This window comes from Accumulibacter sp., from assembly GCF_023806635.1.
GTDB lineage: Bacteria > Pseudomonadota > Gammaproteobacteria > Burkholderiales > Rhodocyclaceae > Accumulibacter.
Genome location: NZ_JAMTDQ010000044.1, coordinates 101509 through 120159 on the forward strand (window position 1 = coordinate 101509; position 18651 = coordinate 120159).

An 18651-nucleotide genomic window follows, 5' to 3' on the forward strand; every position below is an offset into this window, starting at 1 on the left:
CCGCACAAGCGATGCTGAACTTCGACAACCGCTTCCTGCGCGAACTGCCCGGCGACGCAGTGAACGATCCGTTGCCGCGGCAGGTCTTCGCCGCGCTGTGGTCGCCGGTCGCGCCGACGCCGGTCGCGGCGCCGCGGCTGCTCGCCCATTCGCGCGAGGTGGCGGCGGCGCTCGACCTCGACGAAGCGGCGATGGCCTCGCCCGAGCTGCTCGCCGCCCTCTCCGGCAACCACCTGCTGCCCGGCATGGCCGCCTATGCCAGCTGTTACGGCGGGCATCAGTTCGGCCAGTGGGCCGGACAGCTCGGCGACGGCCGCGCGATCCTCATCGGCGAGCTGATCAATCGCCGCGGCGAGCGCTTCGAGCTGCAACTGAAGGGCGCCGGGCCGACGCCGTACGCCCGCCGCGCCGACGGCCGCGCCGTGCTGCGCTCGTCGATCCGCGAATTCCTCTGCAGCGAGGCGATGCACCATCTCGGCGTGCCGACGACGCGCGCCCTGAGCCTCGTCGCGACCGGCGAGAGCGTCATCCGCGACATGTTCTACGATGGCCATCCGGTCGCCGAGCCGGGCGCCATCGTCTGTCGCGTCGCCCCGTCGTTCACCCGCTTCGGCCACTTCGAACTGCCGGCGGCGCGCAACGATGTGGCGCTCCTGCGGCAACTCGTCGCCTTCACCATCGACCGCGATTTCGCCGGCTTCGCCAGCGACAAGCCGGCCGAACTCGTCCGCTGGTTCACCGAGGTTTGCGAGCGCACAGGACGCCTGCTCGCGCACTGGATGCGCGTCGGCTTCGTGCACGGCGTGATGAACACCGACAACATGTCGATCCTCGGCCTGACGATCGACTACGGCCCCTACGGCTGGGTCGACAACTTCGACCCCGGCTGGACGCCGAACACCACCGACGCCTCCAGCCGGCGCTACTGCTTCGCCCGCCAGCCGGCGATCGCGCGCTGGAACCTTGAGCGCCTCGCCGACGCGCTGGCACCGCTGCTGCCGCGAGCCGACGATCTGGCGGCCGGCATCGAACGCTACGACGAGACCTACGCCGGTGAATTCTGCAGCGCCTACGCCGCCAAGCTCGGCTTGCGCGAATGGCGGCACGACGATGCCGAACTGCTCGAGGATCTGTTCGACCTGATGCATCGGGCCGAAATCGACATGAGCGTGTTCTTCCGCGCCCTGGCGGACATCGATCCCGCGCAGCCGCAGGCCGCAGTCCTCGCCGACGCCTTCTATCGCGCCGACCTGCGGCAACGCCATGCCGGCCGCCTCGATCGCTGGCTGCAGCGGTACGCCGCCCGGCTGCAGCTCGACGCGCTGCCCGCCGCAGTGCGCGCGGCGCGGATGAACGCCGCCAACCCGCGCTTCGTCCTGCGCAACTACCTCGCGCAGCAGGCGATCGACCGCGCCGAAGAAGGCGACCCGACGCTGATCGGTGAACTCCTCGAAGTCCTCCGCCGGCCCTACGACGAACAGCCCGGGCACGCCGCCTGCAGCGCCAAGCGCCCCGACTGGGCGCGCCACCGCGCCGGCTGCTCGATGCTCTCGTGCAGTTCCTGAAGCGCGAAGAGCGGCTGCAGGCGCGCTAGAATTGCGGCGACACGCCGCACCCGTCCTCTTGCCGCCCCAGGATCCGCCATGCCCTTCACGCCCGAACTCGTCGCCGAACTCAACACCCTGGTCCATTTCGACCTCGACAGCACCCAGCAGGGAATCAAGATCCACAGCACCGCCGATCCGGCGATCATCGCCGCCACCCGCCGGCTGCACGCCAAGGGGCTGCTGACGCAGGTCGACGGCGGCTACCTGACCAGCCTCGGCCGCGACGCCGTCGAACACGCGCGCGCCGCGTTGACCATACTCAGCTCGCAACCCGGCCACTGAGCCCGCGCGCGCCGAGCCTCCGGCGGCGGTGCCTCACGTTTCCGCGGACCGCCGCCTGCCGCTGCCGCGGATCACCGCCCGCTGCCGCCGCACCACCCATCCAGCTGACCACAGGAGCGTCGCCATGCAACGCCTGATCCTCATCGTCCTGCTCGCCCTGAGCCAGCTCGCCGCCGCCGGCGAACAGCCGACGCGACCGCGCGTCGGCCTCGTCCTCGGCGGCGGCGGCGCCCGCGGCGCGGCGCACATCGGCGTCCTCGAGGTCATCGAGAAGCTGCGCGTACCCGTCGACTGCGTCGCCGGCACCAGCATGGGCGCGCTCGTCGCCGGCGTCTACGCCAGCGGCATGGCGCCTTCAGAGATGCGCAACGAGCTGGCGAAGGCCGACTGGGACGACCTCTTCCAGGATGCGCCGCAGTTCGCCGACCGCAGCTTCCGCAACAAGGTGAGGGACAAGCGCTACCTGCCGGCGTCGGAGACCGGTGTCGGCGAAGAGGGGCTGCGCTACCAGACCGGCATCGTCACCGGCCAGAAGATCAAGCTCTTCTTCAATCAGCTCGTCGGCGACGACCGCGGGCTGCGGCGCATCGAAGACCTCGCGCTGCCGCTGTCGATCGTCGCCACCGACATCGTCCACGGCAAGCGCGTCGTCTTCCGCAACGGCTCGCTGTCGTCGGCGATGCGCGCCAGCATGTCGGTTCCCGGCCTGATGTCGCCGGTCGATGTCGACGGCCAGAAGCTGGTCGATGGCGGCCTGGTCGACAACGTGCCGATCGGCGAGGCGCGCGAGCGCTGCCAGGCCGACGTCGTCATCGCCGTCAACGTCGGCTCGCCGCTGCTCAAGGCCGACGAGATCGGCAGCCTGTTGAGCGTCACCGCGCAGATGGTCAACATCCTCACCGAGCAGAACGTCGTCCGCTCGCTGGCGACACTGCAAGCCACCGACATCCGCATCGAGCCCGACCTCGCGGGGATCAGCGCCGGCGACTTCAAGCGCACCTCGGAGACCGCCGATCGCGGCGTCGCCGCCGCCGAAGCCGTCGCCGAACAACTCCGCCGGCTGTCGGTCGGCGAAGCCGCGTACGCCGCCTGGGTCGCGCAGAAGCGCGTCGCACGCGGCCCGCTGCCGCGCGTCGACGACATCGAGATCGCCGGCCTGAAGCGGGTGAATCCGGTGATGATCGAGAAGCACCTGCGCCTCGGTCCGGGCGAGATCCTCGACACCGAAAAGCTCAACGATTCGCTCAACAAGGCCTACGGCGACGGCCATTACGAGCACGTCGATTACTCGCTGATCACCACGCTGCGCGATCGCAACATCCTGCGCGTGACGCCGCAGGAAAAGGGCTGGGGCCCCGACTACCTGCGTTTCGGCGTCAACCTCGACACCAACTTCCAGAGCGACTCGACCTACACGCTGCGCGCCGCCTACCACCGGACGCTGATCAACCCGCTCGGTGGCGAACTCGTCTTCGGCGCCGAGATCGGCTCGGCGAACTACCTCAGTTTCGACTACTACCAGCCGCTCGACCCGGCGCAGCGCTACTTCTTCGAGACCACCCTGCGCTACGGCAGCCAGCTCAGCACCCTCTACCAGGACAACCAGAAGATCGCCCAGTACCGCGTCCTGCGCGGCACCGCCAAGGTGGCCGGCGGCATCAACCTCGGCACCATCGGGCAGGTGCAGGCCGGCTGGGAGCACAACCTCTGGGACCCGAAGCGCAACATCGGTTCGCCTTTCCTGCCCGAGGAATCGAAGATCTACGGCGGCTGGTTCGGCCAGATCGACCTCGACCAGACCGACCGCCTCTACTTCCCGACCGCCGGCTGGTTCTCCGCTGCCCGCTACTTCGACGCGCCGGCCGAGGGCTACAGCCGCCTCGACGCCCGCGCCGGCGTCTATCACAGCATCGGTGACTGGGTCCTCAGCGGCCGCGCCACCTACCAGGGATCACCCGTCGGGCAACTGCCGATCTACGACGCCGGCTCGCTTGGCGGCATGTTCAACATGACCGCCTTCGGCGTCGGCCAGCTCAAGGGCGACGACATGCGCTACGGCAACCTGCGCGCCGAGCGCATCATCGGCCGCCTGCCGCTCGGCCTGCGCGGCGACCTGCGCGCCGGCCTGCTGCTCGAAGCCGCGCGCATCGGCGCGCCCTACACCGAGACCCAGCTCAAGGGATGGATCAACTCGACGGCGCTCTACCTCGGTGGCGAGACGCCGCTCGGACCAGCCTTCCTGGGCTATGGCTATTCCAGCTCGGGCAGCGGCTTCCACAACCTCTACCTCTTCCTGGGGACGCCGTGAATCGCTGCGTCGGCTGACGCTCACGCCACCCGGGCCAGCGGGAGCACGATTTCGACCGCCTCGCAGGGAACCGGGACCGATCCGTCGTCGGCACGCTCGATCAGCCCCAGTTCCTGCACGCGGCCGACTTGGCCACGCACGTATAAGGGCTTCGCACGATCCATCCTGGTTCGCTGGATTTCGTCGCTAGCTGCTCCGCGGCGCAACAGCACGAAGCCACATCCTCTCGACTTGTTCCGTCATGTTCTGGGGCAGCAACTCAACTCCTCGATGGCTGTCCCCATAGACCCTGAACAGTTCGTCGGCGAAAGCCTGCCCAATCTCCTGGACATCCGAGAAGTCAAGAATCACCGTCCGGAACCGGTCAAACCTGGCGATCAGTCGCTTGGCTTGAGAACGTGACACCAGCTGTTCGTCACCGAATTTCGCAAGCCTCATTGGAACGATCGTCTTCGAGAAGTCGTAATCTTCAGGAGCAGCGGTGAATTGAGCATAGACTTCCGCGGTGGTTCGACTGGAGTCGAGTGCAATCCGCATGAAGACCGCCGTGCCGTTCGCGAAGACGCCCGGCGCCTCGTGCAGCCAGTCGTGACGCGAGCTTGCATCGTGATTGAACTGCAGACCATTCGCACGGATCTCGAATGAGTCAAACATGCGCGAGGTGAAGAAGACCCCTTCGCCGGTGTGTTTGCCTGGATCCGTCGTCAGCTTCCCCTTCGCCAGCTCGAAGAGCGCCTGTCTCATGTCGGGCAGACCCAGTGCTGCGGTGATCCTGGCAAAGATTCCGACGCCGTCGTCGGAAATGACCACTCGAAGCGTGCTTTCATCCTGGCTGGTGCCGATGAAGACCGACTTCCCGGCCGAGTGATCAATGGCGTTGTTGACCATTTCAGTGAACCCGTGGCTCGCGATGCTCTGGATGTTTCGGGCCAGGCTGAAGTGGGGTCGGAAATCCTTCTCCCAGACAACATGCTCCTCGAGACCCGAGAGCAGGTATTTCCGCGCGACTTTTCGCTTGTAACCGGGGCTGAAGACAGGATGAGTCGAGGGCCCGCTGCGAGCGATCCACCCCTCGCGCTCAAGACGCTGGATGTACTTGTTTGCGGCGACGCGCGATACGCCCAGGCGATCGGCGTAGTGCCGGGTGAGGTCGCGCGGGTGCTCGGCAACGTCCGTGGTGACGGTCCAGAGCAGATCTTCGAATCTTGAGGGCTTCGCCATCGTCTGGGTCGTAAACCAACGGGAGGTCGATTGTAAATTCAAGATGCTGATGTTGTAAACCACCGTCCGTACGCGGCGCCGTGGTTCTGGGCGGCGTTCATCGCTTGCGGAAGGGAACGAGACATGGCTGACGACCTGCAGCAACTGGCGTTGCTCGACGTAGTGGTCGGCAACCGCGACTGCGTGCACATCCGCCTCGGCGATTCCGCTGCGGCGTTGCAGGCGCCGCTGGCGGCGATCGCCGGGCGCCTTGCCGCCGCTCCCGATGCCGACGCTGTCGCGCTGCTTCTCGACGAGCTGCTCGACCTGCTCGAGGGAAGGCCGGCCCATGCCTTCGTCGGCGCGCTGATCGCCCGCAGTCAACCGGCGCCGGGCAGAACGCGTGCTACTCTCGGCGCACACGTCCGCGGCTTCCCCCCCATGCTTCGCAACCCGACCGGGTGCGGTTCTTCTCCGCACAGTTGCACCGGGCAGAGCGCGTCGGTGCCATCGACGGCACGCGCTTCACCACCGACGGCCTCGCTACCATCGACGCGACGGCGGTCACTACGAGCGTCCTCGGGCTCGGGCACGGCCATTGCGCCGACCAGCGCAGCCTGCTGACCGAACTCGGCATTCTCGTCGGCCCGGGGCTGCCGGCTGGGCAGCGCGGTCTCGCGCAAGCGGAGCGGCAGCGCTACAGGCACTTTCCGCGCCGACGCGGGTGCCGGCTAGGCGTCCAGCGCAGCCGCCGGGAGGCGGCGCCGTCATCGCCACGGGGAGGAGGCGAATCGGGCCGCTCGATCGCCGCGCGCAGCGGCACGCAACGGCGCGCGCTGATGGGCTGCAGGGCAGACATCGCAAGCTTGCCAAAGACCCTACTGACGAGCGAAAACGGCGACAATGCGGTTCACCCCGTCGCCGCTCCGCCGAACATGCCCTACGCCCGCGAACACCCCAGCACCTACCCGCGAAGAACCCTCCTCGCCGTCACCGGCCTGTCGCCGCAGATCGTCACCGAGACCCTGTATGCGCTCGCCGTCGCCCCCGCGCAGGGCGCCAGCGCCTTCGTCCCGAGCGAAATCCACCTCATCACCACCCGCAGCGGCGCCGAGAAGGCGCGCCTGGCGCTGCTCTCCGACGAGCCGGGCTGGTTCCACCGCCTCTGCCGCGACTACGCGCTGCCGCCGATCGACTTCGCGGCCGAGGAGATCCACGTCCTGACGGACGCCGCCGGCGATCCGCTCGAAGACATCCGCTCGCCCGACGACAACCGCTGCGCCGCCGACGGCATCACCGAACTCGTGCGCGACTTCACCGCCGATCCCGACTGCGCGCTGCACGTCTCGATCGCCGGCGGCCGCAAGACGATGGGCTTCTTCCTCGGCTACGCGCTGTCGCTCTACGGCCGGCCGCAGGACAGGCTGTCACACGTCCTCGTTGCCGCGCCCTTCGAGTCGAGCAGCGCCTTCTACTACCCGACGCCGGCCAGCCAGGTCATCGAACTCGCCGGCGGCCGCCTCGCCGACGCCGCCAGCGCGCAGATCACCCTCGCCGACCTGCCGATCGTCAGCCTGCGCCACGGGCTGCCGGAAGCGCTGCTGACCGGCCGCGCCAGCTACAGCGAGGCGGTCGCCGCCGCGCGCCTGGCGCTGGCACCGCCACAACTGACGATCGACCTCGCCGGGCGCCGCATCCGCGCCGCCGGCAAGGTCTTCGCGCTGCCGCCCGCAGAACTCGCGTTGCTCAGCGTCTTCGCTCGCCGCGCGCTGCGCGGCGAGCCACCGCTGCCGGCGCCGCCGAAGGACGTCCCGGACCCCGAATGGAGGAAGCGCTATCGCGTCGAGCTGCACTGGATCGACGGCCCGTTCCGCGACCACGAGAAGACCGAGGCGGTGTTGAAAAAGGGAATGGACGGCGACTACTTCTCGGGACATCTCAGCAAACTGCGGCGCCTCATCGAGCGGCAGCTCGGCGCCGCCGCGACGCCATACCTGATCAGCGACGGCGGCAAGCGGCCACGCCGCTACTGCCTCGCCTTGCCGCCGTCGGCGGTGGGGTACGGCGATATCGACGCCGCCGCCCGCGCCGAAGACTGAAGCAACCACCGGAGAACGCCCATGACCACCCTCATCAGCTTCCTCGGCAAAGGCCGCCTCGACGCCCGGCGGACCGGCTACCAGCAGACCACCTACCGCTTCAGCGCCGACTTCGCGCGCAGCGTCGCGTGGTTCGGCCTCGCCCTCGCCGAACACCTCAAGCCGCAGCGGCTGATCCTCGTCGGCACCTCCGGCAGCATGTGGGACGCCTTCTTCGAGCGCCAGGGCAACGACGACGAGGAGATCCTCCGCCTGATGGAGGCCACCGAGCGCGAGGACGTCACGCACGATCTGCTCGACCTGCCGCGGCAGCGCCTCGCCGAGCAACTCGGCATTCCCGTCGTCTGTCTGCTGATTCGCTACGCCCGCGACACCGCCGAACAGGTGCACATCCTGCACGACCTCGCCGCCGTCGTTCGCCGCGGCGAACGGCTGTGCCTCGACCTGACGCACGGCTTCCGCCACCTGCCGATGCTGGCGCTGGTCGCCGCGCGCTACCTCGAGCGCGTCGCCGGCGTCGAGATCGAGGAACTCTATTACGGTGCCTACGACATGCGCAACAACGCCGACGAAACGCCGGTCCTGCGCCTGCGCGGGTTGCTGACGATGCTCAACTGGGTCGACGCGCTCGCCACCTACGACAAGGACGGCGACTATGGCGTCTTCGCGCCGCTGCTCGCGGACGACGGCATGGCGGCGGGCACTGCCGAACGGCTCGCGCAAGCGGCGTACTTCGAGCGGACGAGCAATCCGGTATCGGCGCAGAAGACGCTGAGCGGCGTCTTTCGAGCGGTCGAGGCGCATCGCGGCCGGCTCGGCGCCCTCTTCGGCGAAACGCTGCAGAAGCGCATCGGTTGGTTTCGCGGCGCGCAGCGTGAAGACTGGGAACTCTCGCTCGCCGCCGCCTACCTCGAGCGGCGCGACTACCTGCGCGCCGCCACCTTCCTCTACGAAGCCTTCATCACCCGCGCCTGCAAACAGCAGGGGCTCGCTGATTCCGACGGCTTCGGCAACCGCAAGCACGCCTACAAGGCGGCGAGCAAGACGACTCCCCAACTGCGCCAGCTCGTCGACCTGCGCAACTCCCTCGCGCATGGTGTCCGGCCGCACACCGCCGAGAGCCAACGAACGCTTGCCGACGAAGATCGCCTGCGTAGCCGCCTGCAGGAACTGCGCCGGGCCCTCTTCCCGCCGGGCACCGGATCGATCTCATGAACCAGCGCCCGACCCCCTTGCCGATCGCGCCGCTGCGCCTGACGCTGCGCTCGGCCGGCCTCGCCTTCCCCGGATTCGCCGGCAGCCTCTGGCACGGCGGCCTCGGCAGGATGCTCGAACGGCATTTCCCGGCATCGTTCCGGCTGCTCTACGGCGGCCAGGGCGATACCCGCCTCTACGCGCTGTGCCCGCCGGCCGGCGAACGCTTCCCGCCCGGCGACCTGCTGACGCTGCGGCTCAGTCTCTTCGGCGAAGCCACCGGGCACCTGCTCGCCTGCACGCAGGCGATCGCCCTGCTCGGCGAAGCCGGCATCGACCCCGCCGGGCGCTTCCAGCTCGAGAGCGCGAGCGTCCTGCTGCCCGACGGCGAAGCGCCCTACTTCAGCGCCGCCGACGGCCTGCTGCAGCCGCCGCCGCTGACCGACTTCGCCGACTGGCTGCCGGCCGGCCAGGCGCCGCGGCAGATCGCCGTCCGCCTGCTGACGCCGCTGCACCTCAAGGAGGGCGGCGAACTGCTGCGGCACGCACCCGATTACGGCCAGCTCCTGCACCGGCTGTTCGGCCGCCTCGACCAGCTGGCGCACGTCATCGGCTGCCCGCCGCCGCTCGCCAAGAGCGACCGCGCCGCACTGCTCGACGAGGCACGCCAGGTCACGCGGCTCGCGGAGGATATCCGCTGGCAGCAGCTCGACCGGCGCTCGGCGCGGACGCGGCAGCAGATGCGCTTCGGCGGGCTGCAGGGCGAGCTGCGCTTCACCGGCGAAATGACGCAGACGCTGCCGTGGCTGGTCGCCGGGCAGCAGGTGCACATCGGCGGCAAGACGGCGTTCGGCTTCGGTGCCTACGAAGTCGAGGCAAGGCAATGACCACGCATGCGGCAGCGACGGCCGCACAGACGATCGGAGGATGTTCATGAAGACGAAACAGGCGGCGCCGAATCTGGACCCGGAGCAGTTGCAGGCCGATATCGAGCACCGAATACGTGACAACGGCGAAGCCTGGCGCCGCTACACCTGCCGGCTGGTGACGCCGATGTACGGCGGCGGCGTCATCCCCGGCGAAGTCGATCGCGACATGCCGATCCGCGCGACGGCGATCCGGGGACAACTGCGGTACTGGTGGCGCTTGCTCAACCGCCATCGCCCGGAGCATTTGACTGCCGAGGGCAGGCCCGACAGCAGCAAGCTGTTTGCGTCCGAACGTGCGCTCTGGGGTGGACTCGGCGATCAAGGCAGTCTCACCGCCAGCCAGGTCAGCGTGCGAGTCGAGGCTGCGGCGGTCGCCGGGAAAACTTCGCCCAAGGATGGATCGGTGCTGGGCAAGATGATCGTCACCGACAGCGCTGCGACGGTCGACTGGTTGCCGTGCAATCGACCCTTCGAGTTCCTCCTCTTGCTGCGCATTGATGCCTGTGAGGAAAGCGTGCTCCAGGCGCTGCGCATGTGGGCCAGCTTCGGCGGCATCGGTGCACGTCGTCGGCGTGGGCTCGGTGCCCTCGAAGTGGTGGATGCGGAAGGGCAGCGCTTGTTTGCCGGCAAGGCCGATCGCGACGCAGCGAAGGTCGTACTTGTCCGGATGGGCGACGACAGTTTCGCTGATTACCGGCAAGCCGTCGAAGCCGGGGTCCAATGTTTGGTCGACTTCCGGCAGAAGCCGGGGCTCGCACGCGGTTCCGGTACCGGCACGCGCCCCGGCGGCAGCCACTGGCCGGAAGCGAATGCGGTGCGCAATCTCACCCGCCGTGCGCGGCCGGATAACGTTCACGCGCTCGGCAGCAGCACTCCCTTGCTGTTTCCCCGCGCGTTGCTCGGCTTGCCGATCGTCTTCCAGTTCAAGTTGCACGAGCGGCTCGGCGATCCGTATGCCTCGACGCTCGAGGTCGCCGACGACGGCGAGATTCGGCGCGACCGCTTCGCCAGTCCGCTGATCTTCTCCGCCTGGCCCGAACCCCAAGGCAACAGGACGATCTATCGCCCGGTCGTGCTGCTCCTGCCGACGCACATCGATCTGCGCAAGCGCGCGTTGAAGTTGAAGATCGCCAGCGGCGCCTCGCTGCCCATTCCTGCGGGTACCTGGTGGCCGAGCGACCCCGTCAAGAGACAGGTGGTCATGCCGCGCGGTCTTCGACACGTGGCTGGCGCCAAGTCCGACGTCCTGTCGGCCTTCCTGCAGTTCTTCCAGAAAGGCGCGACGCCATGAATTCCTGGCTCCTCGAAATTTCCCTCGGTCCGGTACAGGGATTCATCGCCGCGGCGCGGCGCAGTCGCGACCTCTGGGCGGGCAGCTACATCCTTTCCGAACTGGTGCGCGCCGCGGCCGCGAAGATGATCGACCAGCGGGCGGAACTCATCTACCCGCTCGCGTCGCGAGTGCAGCGGGAAAACCCGCAACAGGACAGCAACCTCTCCAACATCCTGCTGGCACGCATCGACGGCGTCGACGAGGAGGCGGTCCGCGCCATTGCCAGTGCGGTCAAGCAGGCAGCGCGCGATCGCCTGGCCAGCTTGGCCGACACCGCCATGCGGGACTGGCAAGGGGCCGGTGTCACGCTGCGCAAGGACTTGTGGAAGAGCCAGGTCGCCGACGCCATCGAGGCCTATGCCGCCTGGGCAGCGATCCCCGCTGCTGGCGAAGGGGGCCGGCCGGCGTACCGCGTCGCCTACGACCACCTCAAGCAGGCACTTGCCGCGCGCAAGAACACGCGTGACTTCGCACCGATGTTCGCGACTGACGTTGCCGACAAGGGCGTCGGCGTCCCGAAATCCTCGTTCGACGGCCTGCGCGAATCGGTGTTGCCCAGGGGTCGGCAGCAGTTCCCCGCCCGTTTCGGCCTCAGCCGCGGCGAGCAGCTTGACGCACTCGGCTGCATCAAGCGCGTCGTCGGGCGAACCGAGCGCTTCACGGCGCTGAGCCGCTTCGCCGCCGATGGTTGGCTGAAGAAGCTCGATGCGGAAAAGCGTCGCGAACTCGCTGGCGCCTACGAAAGACTCGTCAGTGACGACGTCGCTCTGGCGACGCGCAGCAGCGGCAGCGGCGGCGCCGGGATCTTTCCCTACGACGGCGGCCTGCTGTTTCCCGAACGCTACGCCATCGCCGCGCGCGACTGCCAAGGGAACGCCGCCGCGAGCACGGCGCTCGCCGATCTCGGTACAGTGCTCCGGTCGCTGTGGAAGCGCTACGGCCGGCCCTGCCCCTACGGCGTGCTTCTGATCGCCGACGGCGACCGCATGGGCCGTTTCGTCGACCGGGCGCAATCCGCGGCCGATCACCAGCGCATCTCGGACGCCGTTGCTGCCTTCGCCGACCGTGTGCCGCAGCTCGCCCGCGACTTCGGCGGCCAGTGCGTCTTCGCCGGTGGCGAGGATCTCACCGTCTTCCTGCCGCTCACCGTCGTCGTCGACAGCGCCTTCGCCCTGCACGAGGCCTTCACGACCGCGATGGCCGCGGTCGTCGCCGATCTCGCCCGGGACGATGCGGACGCCCGCCCGACGCTGCGCGTCGGCGCGGCGATCTGCCACGTCCTCGAGCCGCTCGGCGTCATCCGTCAGCGCGCCGCTGCCGCCGAGAAGTTCGCCAAGGGCGAGGCCGGCTCGCCGGCGCAGGGCAATGCCCTCGGGCTCAAGCTGCACATCCGCTCGGGACACGAAATCGGTCTCCGACTGCGTTTCGACGACCCCGCCGGCCGCGCGGCTCTCGCCGCATGGCAGGCCGCCTACACGCAGCGGCACCTGCCCGGTCGCCTCGCCTACGACACGCGCGCCATCGCGCTCCACTGCCGGGCGACCGGCGCCAGCACCGGCGTCGCCGCAGGCGAATTCCGCCGCCTGCTCGACCGCGCGCGCCGGGGCGGCGGTGCCGAGCAGATCGACGATGCGCTGCGCGAGCCACTCGACAGACGGCGCGCGACGCTCGCCGGCGACGCTCTTGCGTCGGCAACCGACGCCACCGGGCTGCTGCGCCTCGCCGATGAACTGATCCTCGCCCGCTGGCTGTCCGCCGCCACCGCAGACGAAGTCAGCGCCGCAGAAGGAGCCCAATGATGGACGCACCGACGATGTACGACCACCTGATCGAGCCGCAGGCGCCGCTCGTCTTCCGCTCCGGCAGGCCCTTCGGCGGGGGCAGCCGCGACGGCGCCAACTTCCCCTGGCCATCGTCGCTCGCCGGCCTGCTGCGCACGCAGGTCATGGACGATCGCGGCTGGCGCGGCCCGCTGACCGCCGCGCAGCAACAGGAACTGCATGCCCTCGACGCGCACGGGCCGATCCTTGCCGAACGCCTCGCCGAAGCCGACGGCAAGCGCATCACGCCGATGCTGCCGCGACCCGCCGACGCCGTTCTCCTCGACGACGAAGGCGGCGACAAGGCCTACCATCGGCTGACCCCGGGGACGCTGCCGGACGGTTGCGGCTGCGACCTGCCGCCCGAGCTGCAGCCCCTGCTGCTCGCCGGCGCGCCGAAGGGCAAGCCGCAGCCCGGCCCCGCTTACTGGCCGCTGGCAACGCTGCTCGCCTGGCGCCGCGGCCAAGCCGTCCGCCCCTCCACGCCCGACGAGCCGGCGAGCGAAACGCGCAGCCATGTCGCGCTTGACCGCGCCACCCTGGCGGCCGACCCGGGGCGCCTGTTCCAGACCGAAGGACTCGATTTCTCCCGCCGGCGCAAGGACGACGGCCGCGGCTTCGCCGTGCGCGACTGGGTCTTCCTCTGCCGCTTTGCAAGCCCGCTTGCCGCGCGCACGGTCACCTTCGGCGGCGAGCGCCGGCTGTCGTGGCTGGAACCCGCACCGGCAGCCGCACTCGACGCGCCGCCCGCGCATCTCGCGGCGATCGCCGCCAGCCGGCGAATCACCCTCACCGTCGTGACGCCGGCGCTGTTCACCGGTGGCTGGCGGCCAGCCTGGCTCGACGCCGCCGGCGAGGTGCCCGGAATCGCCGGCCTGCGCCTGCGCCTGCGGGCGGCGGCAGTCGAACGCTGGCAGGGAATCTCCGGCTGGGATCTCGCTGCCTGGCACGCCAAGGGTGCGCGCAAGGCCGTCGCCGCCGGTGCCACCTACTGGTTCGACGTCGTCGGTGAGCCACCCGCCGGCTGGGCGAGCAGACTCTGGCTGGCGCCGATCAGCGACCAGCCGCAGGACCGGCGCGACGGCTTCGGCCTCGTCGTCCCCGGTCTCTGGAACCATCCCTGAACGAAGGAGAAACACCCATGTTGATGCAAGTCTTTCATCTGCACGCGCTGAGCGCCCTGCACGTCGGCGCCGGCCAGGCGCTCGGCGTCGTCGATCTGCCGGTGGCGCGCGCCCGCGCCACCAACCTGCCGCTGGTCCCCGGCTCGGCGCTCAAGGGCGTGCTGCGCGACGAGTTCGCCGGCAACGATTGCCAGAAGTCGCTCTTCGGCCCCGAGACCATCGCCGAAGGCACGCAGGCGCACGCCGGCGCCCTCGCCTTCGGCGACGCGCACCTCCTGCTCCTGCCGGTGCGCTCGTTCGCCGGCATCTCGGCCTTCGTCACCTGTCCCTTCGTCCTGGCGCGCTACGCCGAAGATCTGCGGCGCGCCGGGGCGGCAGCGGCGGACGTTCCCGCAGTCGCCCAAGTGGGCGGACAGTCGGCCCTGGTTACTGCCGAGACGTGCCTCCGGGCAACGGACGACCAACTGGTCCTCGAAGACCTCGACCTGAACGCCGCTCCCGGCGCCGATGACTGGGCAAGGGCCATCGCCAGCCGGGCGCACGCCGACCATCCGCAGTGGCAGATCCAATTCACGCAGCGCTTCGCGATTCTCTCCGACGACGACTTTTCCTTCCTCGCCGACACCGCGACCGAGGTGCGCGCGCGGATTCGCATCGACGACAGCCGCGGCGTCGTCCAGGACGGTGGCCTGTGGTACGAGGAGAACCTGCCGGCGGAGACGATCCTCTGGGGCGTCATCGCCGCCGGACCGGCGCGCGACGGCAGCAAGCTCGGTGAGCGGGAAGTGATGAACAAGGTTCGCGAAGGCCTCGCCGCAACGCCGACGCTGCAGATCGGCGGCAAGGCGACGATCGGCCGCGGCCTCGTTCGCCTGGTGCTCTGAGGAGGATGCCATGAGCAACGAACCGCGCAGCACGCGCGCGCAGCGCCAGGCCGCAGGGGCGCTGGCGGCCATCCAAGTCATCCGCGACAAGCCGCCGAAGGAACGCAAGGAATACAAGGCGCGTGCCGACAACTTCCCGGTGCTGGTCCTGCAGGCCGGCCTGGCGCAGGCGGTCGGCTTCATGCGCGCCAAGGCGGCGAAGAGCCCGGCCTACGAGCGCTATCTCGGCGACCTCGCGGAAATCCTCGGAATGGCGGGCGGCGAAGCCCTGCAGCAGCGCGCGATCGACGCCGGACTGCCCGACTACCGCCAACTGACGCGCGACACGCTCGCCGCGGCCGGTTGGCTCAAGCGCTTCGGCCAGGCGTATCTGAGCGACAAGGAGGGCACGCCATGACGCTCTGCCGTAGCGCAATCAGACCGCTGCTTGACCATGGCTTCTCTGCACTGAGGCGCACCCAACCGCATTGCGGCCTGCTGCTCGTCAAGGGGCTGGCGAGTCTTCCGGAGGGCGACAAGGCCGGCGAGATCAAGGCCGGACACATCCGGGCCATCGCCGAACTCGGCGTCCCCGACTTCTACCGGCTGGCGTTCGAACGTTGGCAGAGAACGACTGCCGACGCGCAGCGCTTCGCCGCCTTCCGCCTGCCACTGGCCGGCCGGCTGTACATCGGCGTCGTCCGCGACAACGCGCTCGAAACCGGCGTCACCGTCTCGCACACCTACGGCATGCCGTTGATCCCCGGCTCGGCGGTCAAGGGGCTCTGCCGGGCCAGCGCCGGCCGATGGCTGGACAATCCTGAAGCGCGCCGCTGGCTGTTCGGCAACGACCCCGGCGAAGAGGAAACGACCGCCGAAATGGGCGGCCTGATCTTCCACGACGCCTGGTGGGTGCCCGGGCGCGGCGAGAAACCCTTCGTCGCCGAAGTGGTCACCGTGCACCACACGGCGTACTACGGCAGCGGCGGCCGCGATCCGGCGAGCGATTTCGACTCGCCGATACCGGCGCCGCAGATCGCCGTCCGTGGCAGCTTCCATTTCGTCATCGAAGGCCAACCGCTGTGGACCCGCCTCGCCCGCCGCCTGCTCGAGGAAGGCCTGCAGCAGCACGGCATCGGCGGCAAGCGCAGTTCCGGCTACGGCCGCTTTGCTGGCGGCAGCGAATGATGCGCGCGCGAGCGGGCGGTTGCGATGCGCTGCTCAACATCCTCCTCGCCTTCGGCATCCTCCTGCTGCAGAGCTGGATCGCCGACGGCATCAAGGGAGACCAGCTCTTTCCGTGGCTGCCGGGCGGCGCGTTGGGCGCCGGCGATGCGCGCTTTGCGTGTTGGATGCTCGCCATGGCGCTGCTCTCGCTCGCCCTGGCCGCCTGGCTGTACGGGCGCCGGCGCACTTTCCTGCCGGTGGCGGTGCGGCGAATCGGCCAGCCGGGCCGCGTCGAGCCGCATGCGGTGCTGGTGCTCGCGCTCTCGCGCACGGCGTGGCACTGGCAGCCCGAGCGGTTGACCCGGGCCTCGGCCGAGCACCCCCTGCCCCCGCAGTGTCCGGACGCGCTGCGCGCGATGGACTCGCTCGGCGAACGCGACAAGTTTGCCTGGGAACAGTTGCTGCGGGCGATCGACGTGCACCGGGCGGGCCTGCAGCGCATCATCCTCGTCGGGTCGCCGGGGAGGGACGGATCCGCGGCATCGTTCCCGGACTGCCGGGAGATGATCACGCATTACTTTCCCCAACTCGACGCCGCGCGCGTCGAACTGCGCGAGGCCTCGTTCGAAGCGCTCGACGAACTCCTCGCTCTCTATCGCCGGATCATCGCCGAGGAAGCGCCGCGCCAGCGCGAGATCATGATCGACGTCACCGGCGGCACCAAGGTGCTCAGCGTCGCGGCCGCGATGGTCACCCTCGAGCACCCCGAGATCGAGTTCCAGTATGTCGAGACCGCGGGCGAGAAGCGCGTGCGCACCTTCAACGTCATTGCCGGCAGCGCCGGCGGGGAGGGAACATGATCTACCTGCTCAACACACCGGTGCTGACCGCCTACGGCGACTATCGCTTCAGCGGCCCGCTCGACGCCGCCGAGGCGCGGCGGCGGCTGGCCGGCGGCTTCGTCTCGGCGATCGGCCACGACGCCAGCGCGCGCCTGCTGTCGGCGCTGCTCGGCGTGTCCGTCCCGGCGCGGCGCGTCGAGATCGCCATGGAAGCGGGCGACGAGGCGCTGGTCCTGCGCATCCGCACGCGCCTGGCGGAGGGCCAACTGCTCGCCGACGCCGAAATCGCCGCCGTCCCGCATGAACTGGCCTGGCTCGAGCGGCTGGCATGAGCGCCGGCGCCGGCGGCGCCGCCGCAGCCGGCAGTCGCCACCACGGCAGCGGCGGTGGCTGCCGCCGCGCGGCCTTGACCGCTGCGCCGGAAATCCCTTCTAATTCCACACGGTGCGAAACGTCTTCGCGCCCGACCGATCAAGGAGACCTGCCATGCCTGCAAACCGCATCGACGCCGCCATCACTCCTGACCAGAACGCCAGGGCGCAAGCCGCGCTGACCGCCCTCACCGACGCCCTCCCCTTCCTGATCGACCTCGCCGACGGCGAACGGACGGCGATGGTGAAGTTTGGCGAAATGAACCGTTCCTTCGTCGTCAAGGCGCTCGCCATCGCCCAAGCCCAACCCGAAATCCTGCCGAGCGGCTTCAGCCTGCCGGAATTTGCCGCCGATGTCGCTCTCGTCGAAGACCTCTACCCGGTGCGTCACCAACTCGAAACCGTCTTCCGCAAGCTCGACGACACCTACTTTGCCGCCGGCAGCGAAGCCTACGCCGCCGCGCTGCTCGTCTACCAGTATGCCAAGCTGCACAACCTCTCGACCGGCGCGCTCGAGGGCAGCCTCGACGACCTCGGCCGCCGTTTCGCGCGCAAGACCAGGAAGGCGGCGCCCACCCCGTGAAGCGGTCGGCACAGGCCGGGCACCCGCCGTGCCCTGCCCGGGCAGTCGACGGGAGTGCGCCCGGCCCGCATGGTCACGGCCGGTGCAGCGAGGTACCGGCGCCCACGTCTCCCGCTCAGCGGTCGCGGGCGCCGGCGCGCGACGCAACCATGCACGCGCCGCTGCGGGCCTGGATGACGCGTATGCCAACCTGCATGGCCGGGCTGCGCCCGTCGCTGCGCGGTGTCGAACGTTCCGTCGCGGACGCGCCGGCACGAACGACGCTGGTGCGTGCGATGGACCTTCGGGATGCTCGCTTCTGCCGACGGGATCGAGCGATCGACCGGCCGGTCGCAACCTTGGGCTCGCCGCATGGAACGACCCGTCCGGCGCATGCAGTGATCGATCCCGAACATGGAGTCATCGATCGGGAGCATGGACCGATCCACCCGCAGCATCGAATGACGGGCGTGGCGCATACAGGCGGGCGCGCGACAGGTGCCAAGCTCCCGCTCGGACACGCCGAGCCCGATCGACGGCCAGCGTCGTCGGCCGTCGCGAGGGGAGCAACGGTCGTCGCCGCACGCAGCGCAAGGCGGCAACGACGCGGCAGAACGTGCGACGCCGCGACGACGGCGACGGTCGCCTGGCGTCGCTGCTCGCTGCGCCACCAGAAGCGATTGGCTGCACTGCAGCCGCATCGACGGCGCTCCCGTGCCGCTGCTTCCCGCGATGTTGTCGTTGTCCCAGGCGCCGGGGCCGCCGAGGCCGTTGGAACTACGCGCAGCGCCCTGATTGGCATGAGGAAAGTGCCATTCTTGCCCCGTCGCCATGATGCCATTGGCCTCATCGGCTGCCACGCGCCGATTCGTGCCCCGCAAACCCTTGCCACAAGCGGCCTTCCAGCGTTAGAGTTCTCTCTCCCCGAATTCCTGAAGGGGATTAAGACG

General features: G+C 69.4%; 17 protein-coding genes. 15 read left to right on the plus strand and 2 right to left on the minus strand.

Annotated elements, in window-relative coordinates; all coding sequences use genetic code 11:
* Positions 1-11 precede the first annotated feature (11 nt).
* The 3 genes from NFW30_RS08925 (at position 12) to NFW30_RS08935 (ending at position 4197) form a co-directional block, all read left to right on the plus strand.
* Positions 12-1565: a protein adenylyltransferase SelO gene (locus tag NFW30_RS08925; protein WP_295351080.1), complete on the plus strand. Its 1554-nt coding sequence runs from the start codon at positions 12-14 to the stop codon at positions 1563-1565.
* A gap of 78 nt (positions 1566-1643) precedes the next feature.
* Entirely contained in the window at positions 1644-1889 is a 246-nt protein-coding gene (locus NFW30_RS08930; protein WP_034934093.1) for a TIGR02647 family protein, read from the plus strand.
* Positions 1890-2013: 124 nt separating this feature from the next.
* Positions 2014-4197 carry a patatin-like phospholipase family protein gene (locus NFW30_RS08935; protein ID WP_295351073.1) on the plus strand — a complete coding sequence of 728 codons (2184 nt, stop codon included), beginning with the start codon at positions 2014-2016 and terminating at the stop codon, positions 4195-4197.
* A 20-nt stretch (positions 4198-4217) separates the two neighbouring features.
* Here NFW30_RS08935 and NFW30_RS08940 read toward each other — a convergent pair whose 3' ends face one another.
* Entirely contained in the window at positions 4218-4361 is a 144-nt protein-coding gene (locus NFW30_RS08940) for a hypothetical protein (protein WP_295351070.1), read from the minus strand.
* 22 nt (positions 4362-4383) lie between these two features.
* Entirely contained in the window at positions 4384-5781 is a 1398-nt protein-coding gene (locus NFW30_RS08945; protein WP_295351067.1) for a DUF4325 domain-containing protein, read from the minus strand.
* 77 nt (positions 5782-5858) lie between these two features.
* Here NFW30_RS08945 and csm6 point away from each other — a divergent pair, with 77 nt between their 5' ends.
* The 12 genes from csm6 to NFW30_RS09005 all read left to right on the plus strand — a co-directional run bounded on the left by csm6 (position 5859) and on the right by NFW30_RS09005 (position 17722).
* Positions 5859-7496 (plus strand): CRISPR-associated ring nuclease Csm6, encoded by a 1638-nt coding sequence (csm6, locus tag NFW30_RS08950; RefSeq protein ID WP_363322085.1) that lies wholly within the window; start codon positions 5859-5861, stop codon positions 7494-7496.
* Positions 7497-7517: 21 nt separating this feature from the next.
* Complete coding sequence (csx2, locus tag NFW30_RS08955) at positions 7518-8711, plus strand: TIGR02221 family CRISPR-associated protein (RefSeq protein WP_295351064.1); 1194 nt, start codon at positions 7518-7520, stop codon at positions 8709-8711.
* Positions 8708-9577: a CRISPR system precrRNA processing endoribonuclease RAMP protein Cas6 gene (gene cas6, locus NFW30_RS08960; protein WP_295351061.1), complete on the plus strand. Its 870-nt coding sequence runs from the start codon at positions 8708-8710 to the stop codon at positions 9575-9577. Before csx2 ends, cas6 begins: the two co-directional genes overlap by 4 nt.
* 46 nt (positions 9578-9623) lie before the next feature.
* Entirely contained in the window at positions 9624-10910 is a 1287-nt protein-coding gene (locus NFW30_RS08965) for an RAMP superfamily CRISPR-associated protein (protein WP_295351058.1), read from the plus strand.
* Positions 10907-12751, plus strand: coding sequence for a type III-B CRISPR-associated protein Cas10/Cmr2 (locus tag NFW30_RS08970; protein WP_295351056.1), 1845 nt, complete (start codon positions 10907-10909; stop codon positions 12749-12751). The genes NFW30_RS08965 and NFW30_RS08970 overlap by 4 nt, the downstream gene beginning before the upstream one ends.
* Entirely contained in the window at positions 12748-13896 is a 1149-nt protein-coding gene (locus NFW30_RS08975; RefSeq protein ID WP_295351053.1) for a type III-B CRISPR module-associated Cmr3 family protein, read from the plus strand. The genes NFW30_RS08970 and NFW30_RS08975 overlap by 4 nt, the downstream gene beginning before the upstream one ends.
* Before the next feature lie 17 nt (positions 13897-13913).
* On the plus strand, positions 13914-14780 hold the full coding sequence (gene cmr4, locus NFW30_RS08980; protein ID WP_295372010.1) for a type III-B CRISPR module RAMP protein Cmr4: 867 nt from the start codon (positions 13914-13916) through the stop codon (positions 14778-14780).
* 10 nt (positions 14781-14790) lie between these two features.
* Positions 14791-15177, plus strand: a complete 387-nt coding sequence (gene cmr5, locus NFW30_RS08985; protein ID WP_295351047.1) for a type III-B CRISPR module-associated protein Cmr5 — start codon at positions 14791-14793, stop codon at positions 15175-15177.
* The gene (gene cmr6, locus NFW30_RS08990) at positions 15174-15947 is read left to right on the plus strand and encodes a type III-B CRISPR module RAMP protein Cmr6 (RefSeq protein ID WP_295351044.1); all 774 of its coding nucleotides are present in this window, start codon (positions 15174-15176) and stop codon (positions 15945-15947) included. The genes cmr5 and cmr6 overlap by 4 nt, the downstream gene beginning before the upstream one ends.
* Entirely contained in the window at positions 15944-16786 is an 843-nt protein-coding gene (locus NFW30_RS08995) for a hypothetical protein (protein ID WP_295351042.1), read from the plus strand. Before cmr6 ends, NFW30_RS08995 begins: the two co-directional genes overlap by 4 nt.
* Positions 16783-17100, plus strand: coding sequence for a DUF1874 domain-containing protein (locus tag NFW30_RS09000; protein WP_295351039.1), 318 nt, complete (start codon positions 16783-16785; stop codon positions 17098-17100). The genes NFW30_RS08995 and NFW30_RS09000 overlap by 4 nt, the downstream gene beginning before the upstream one ends.
* A 154-nt stretch (positions 17101-17254) precedes the next feature.
* Positions 17255-17722 carry a hypothetical protein gene (locus NFW30_RS09005; RefSeq protein ID WP_295351036.1) on the plus strand — a complete coding sequence of 156 codons (468 nt, stop codon included), beginning with the start codon at positions 17255-17257 and terminating at the stop codon, positions 17720-17722.
* Positions 17723-18651: the final 929 nt, after the last annotated feature.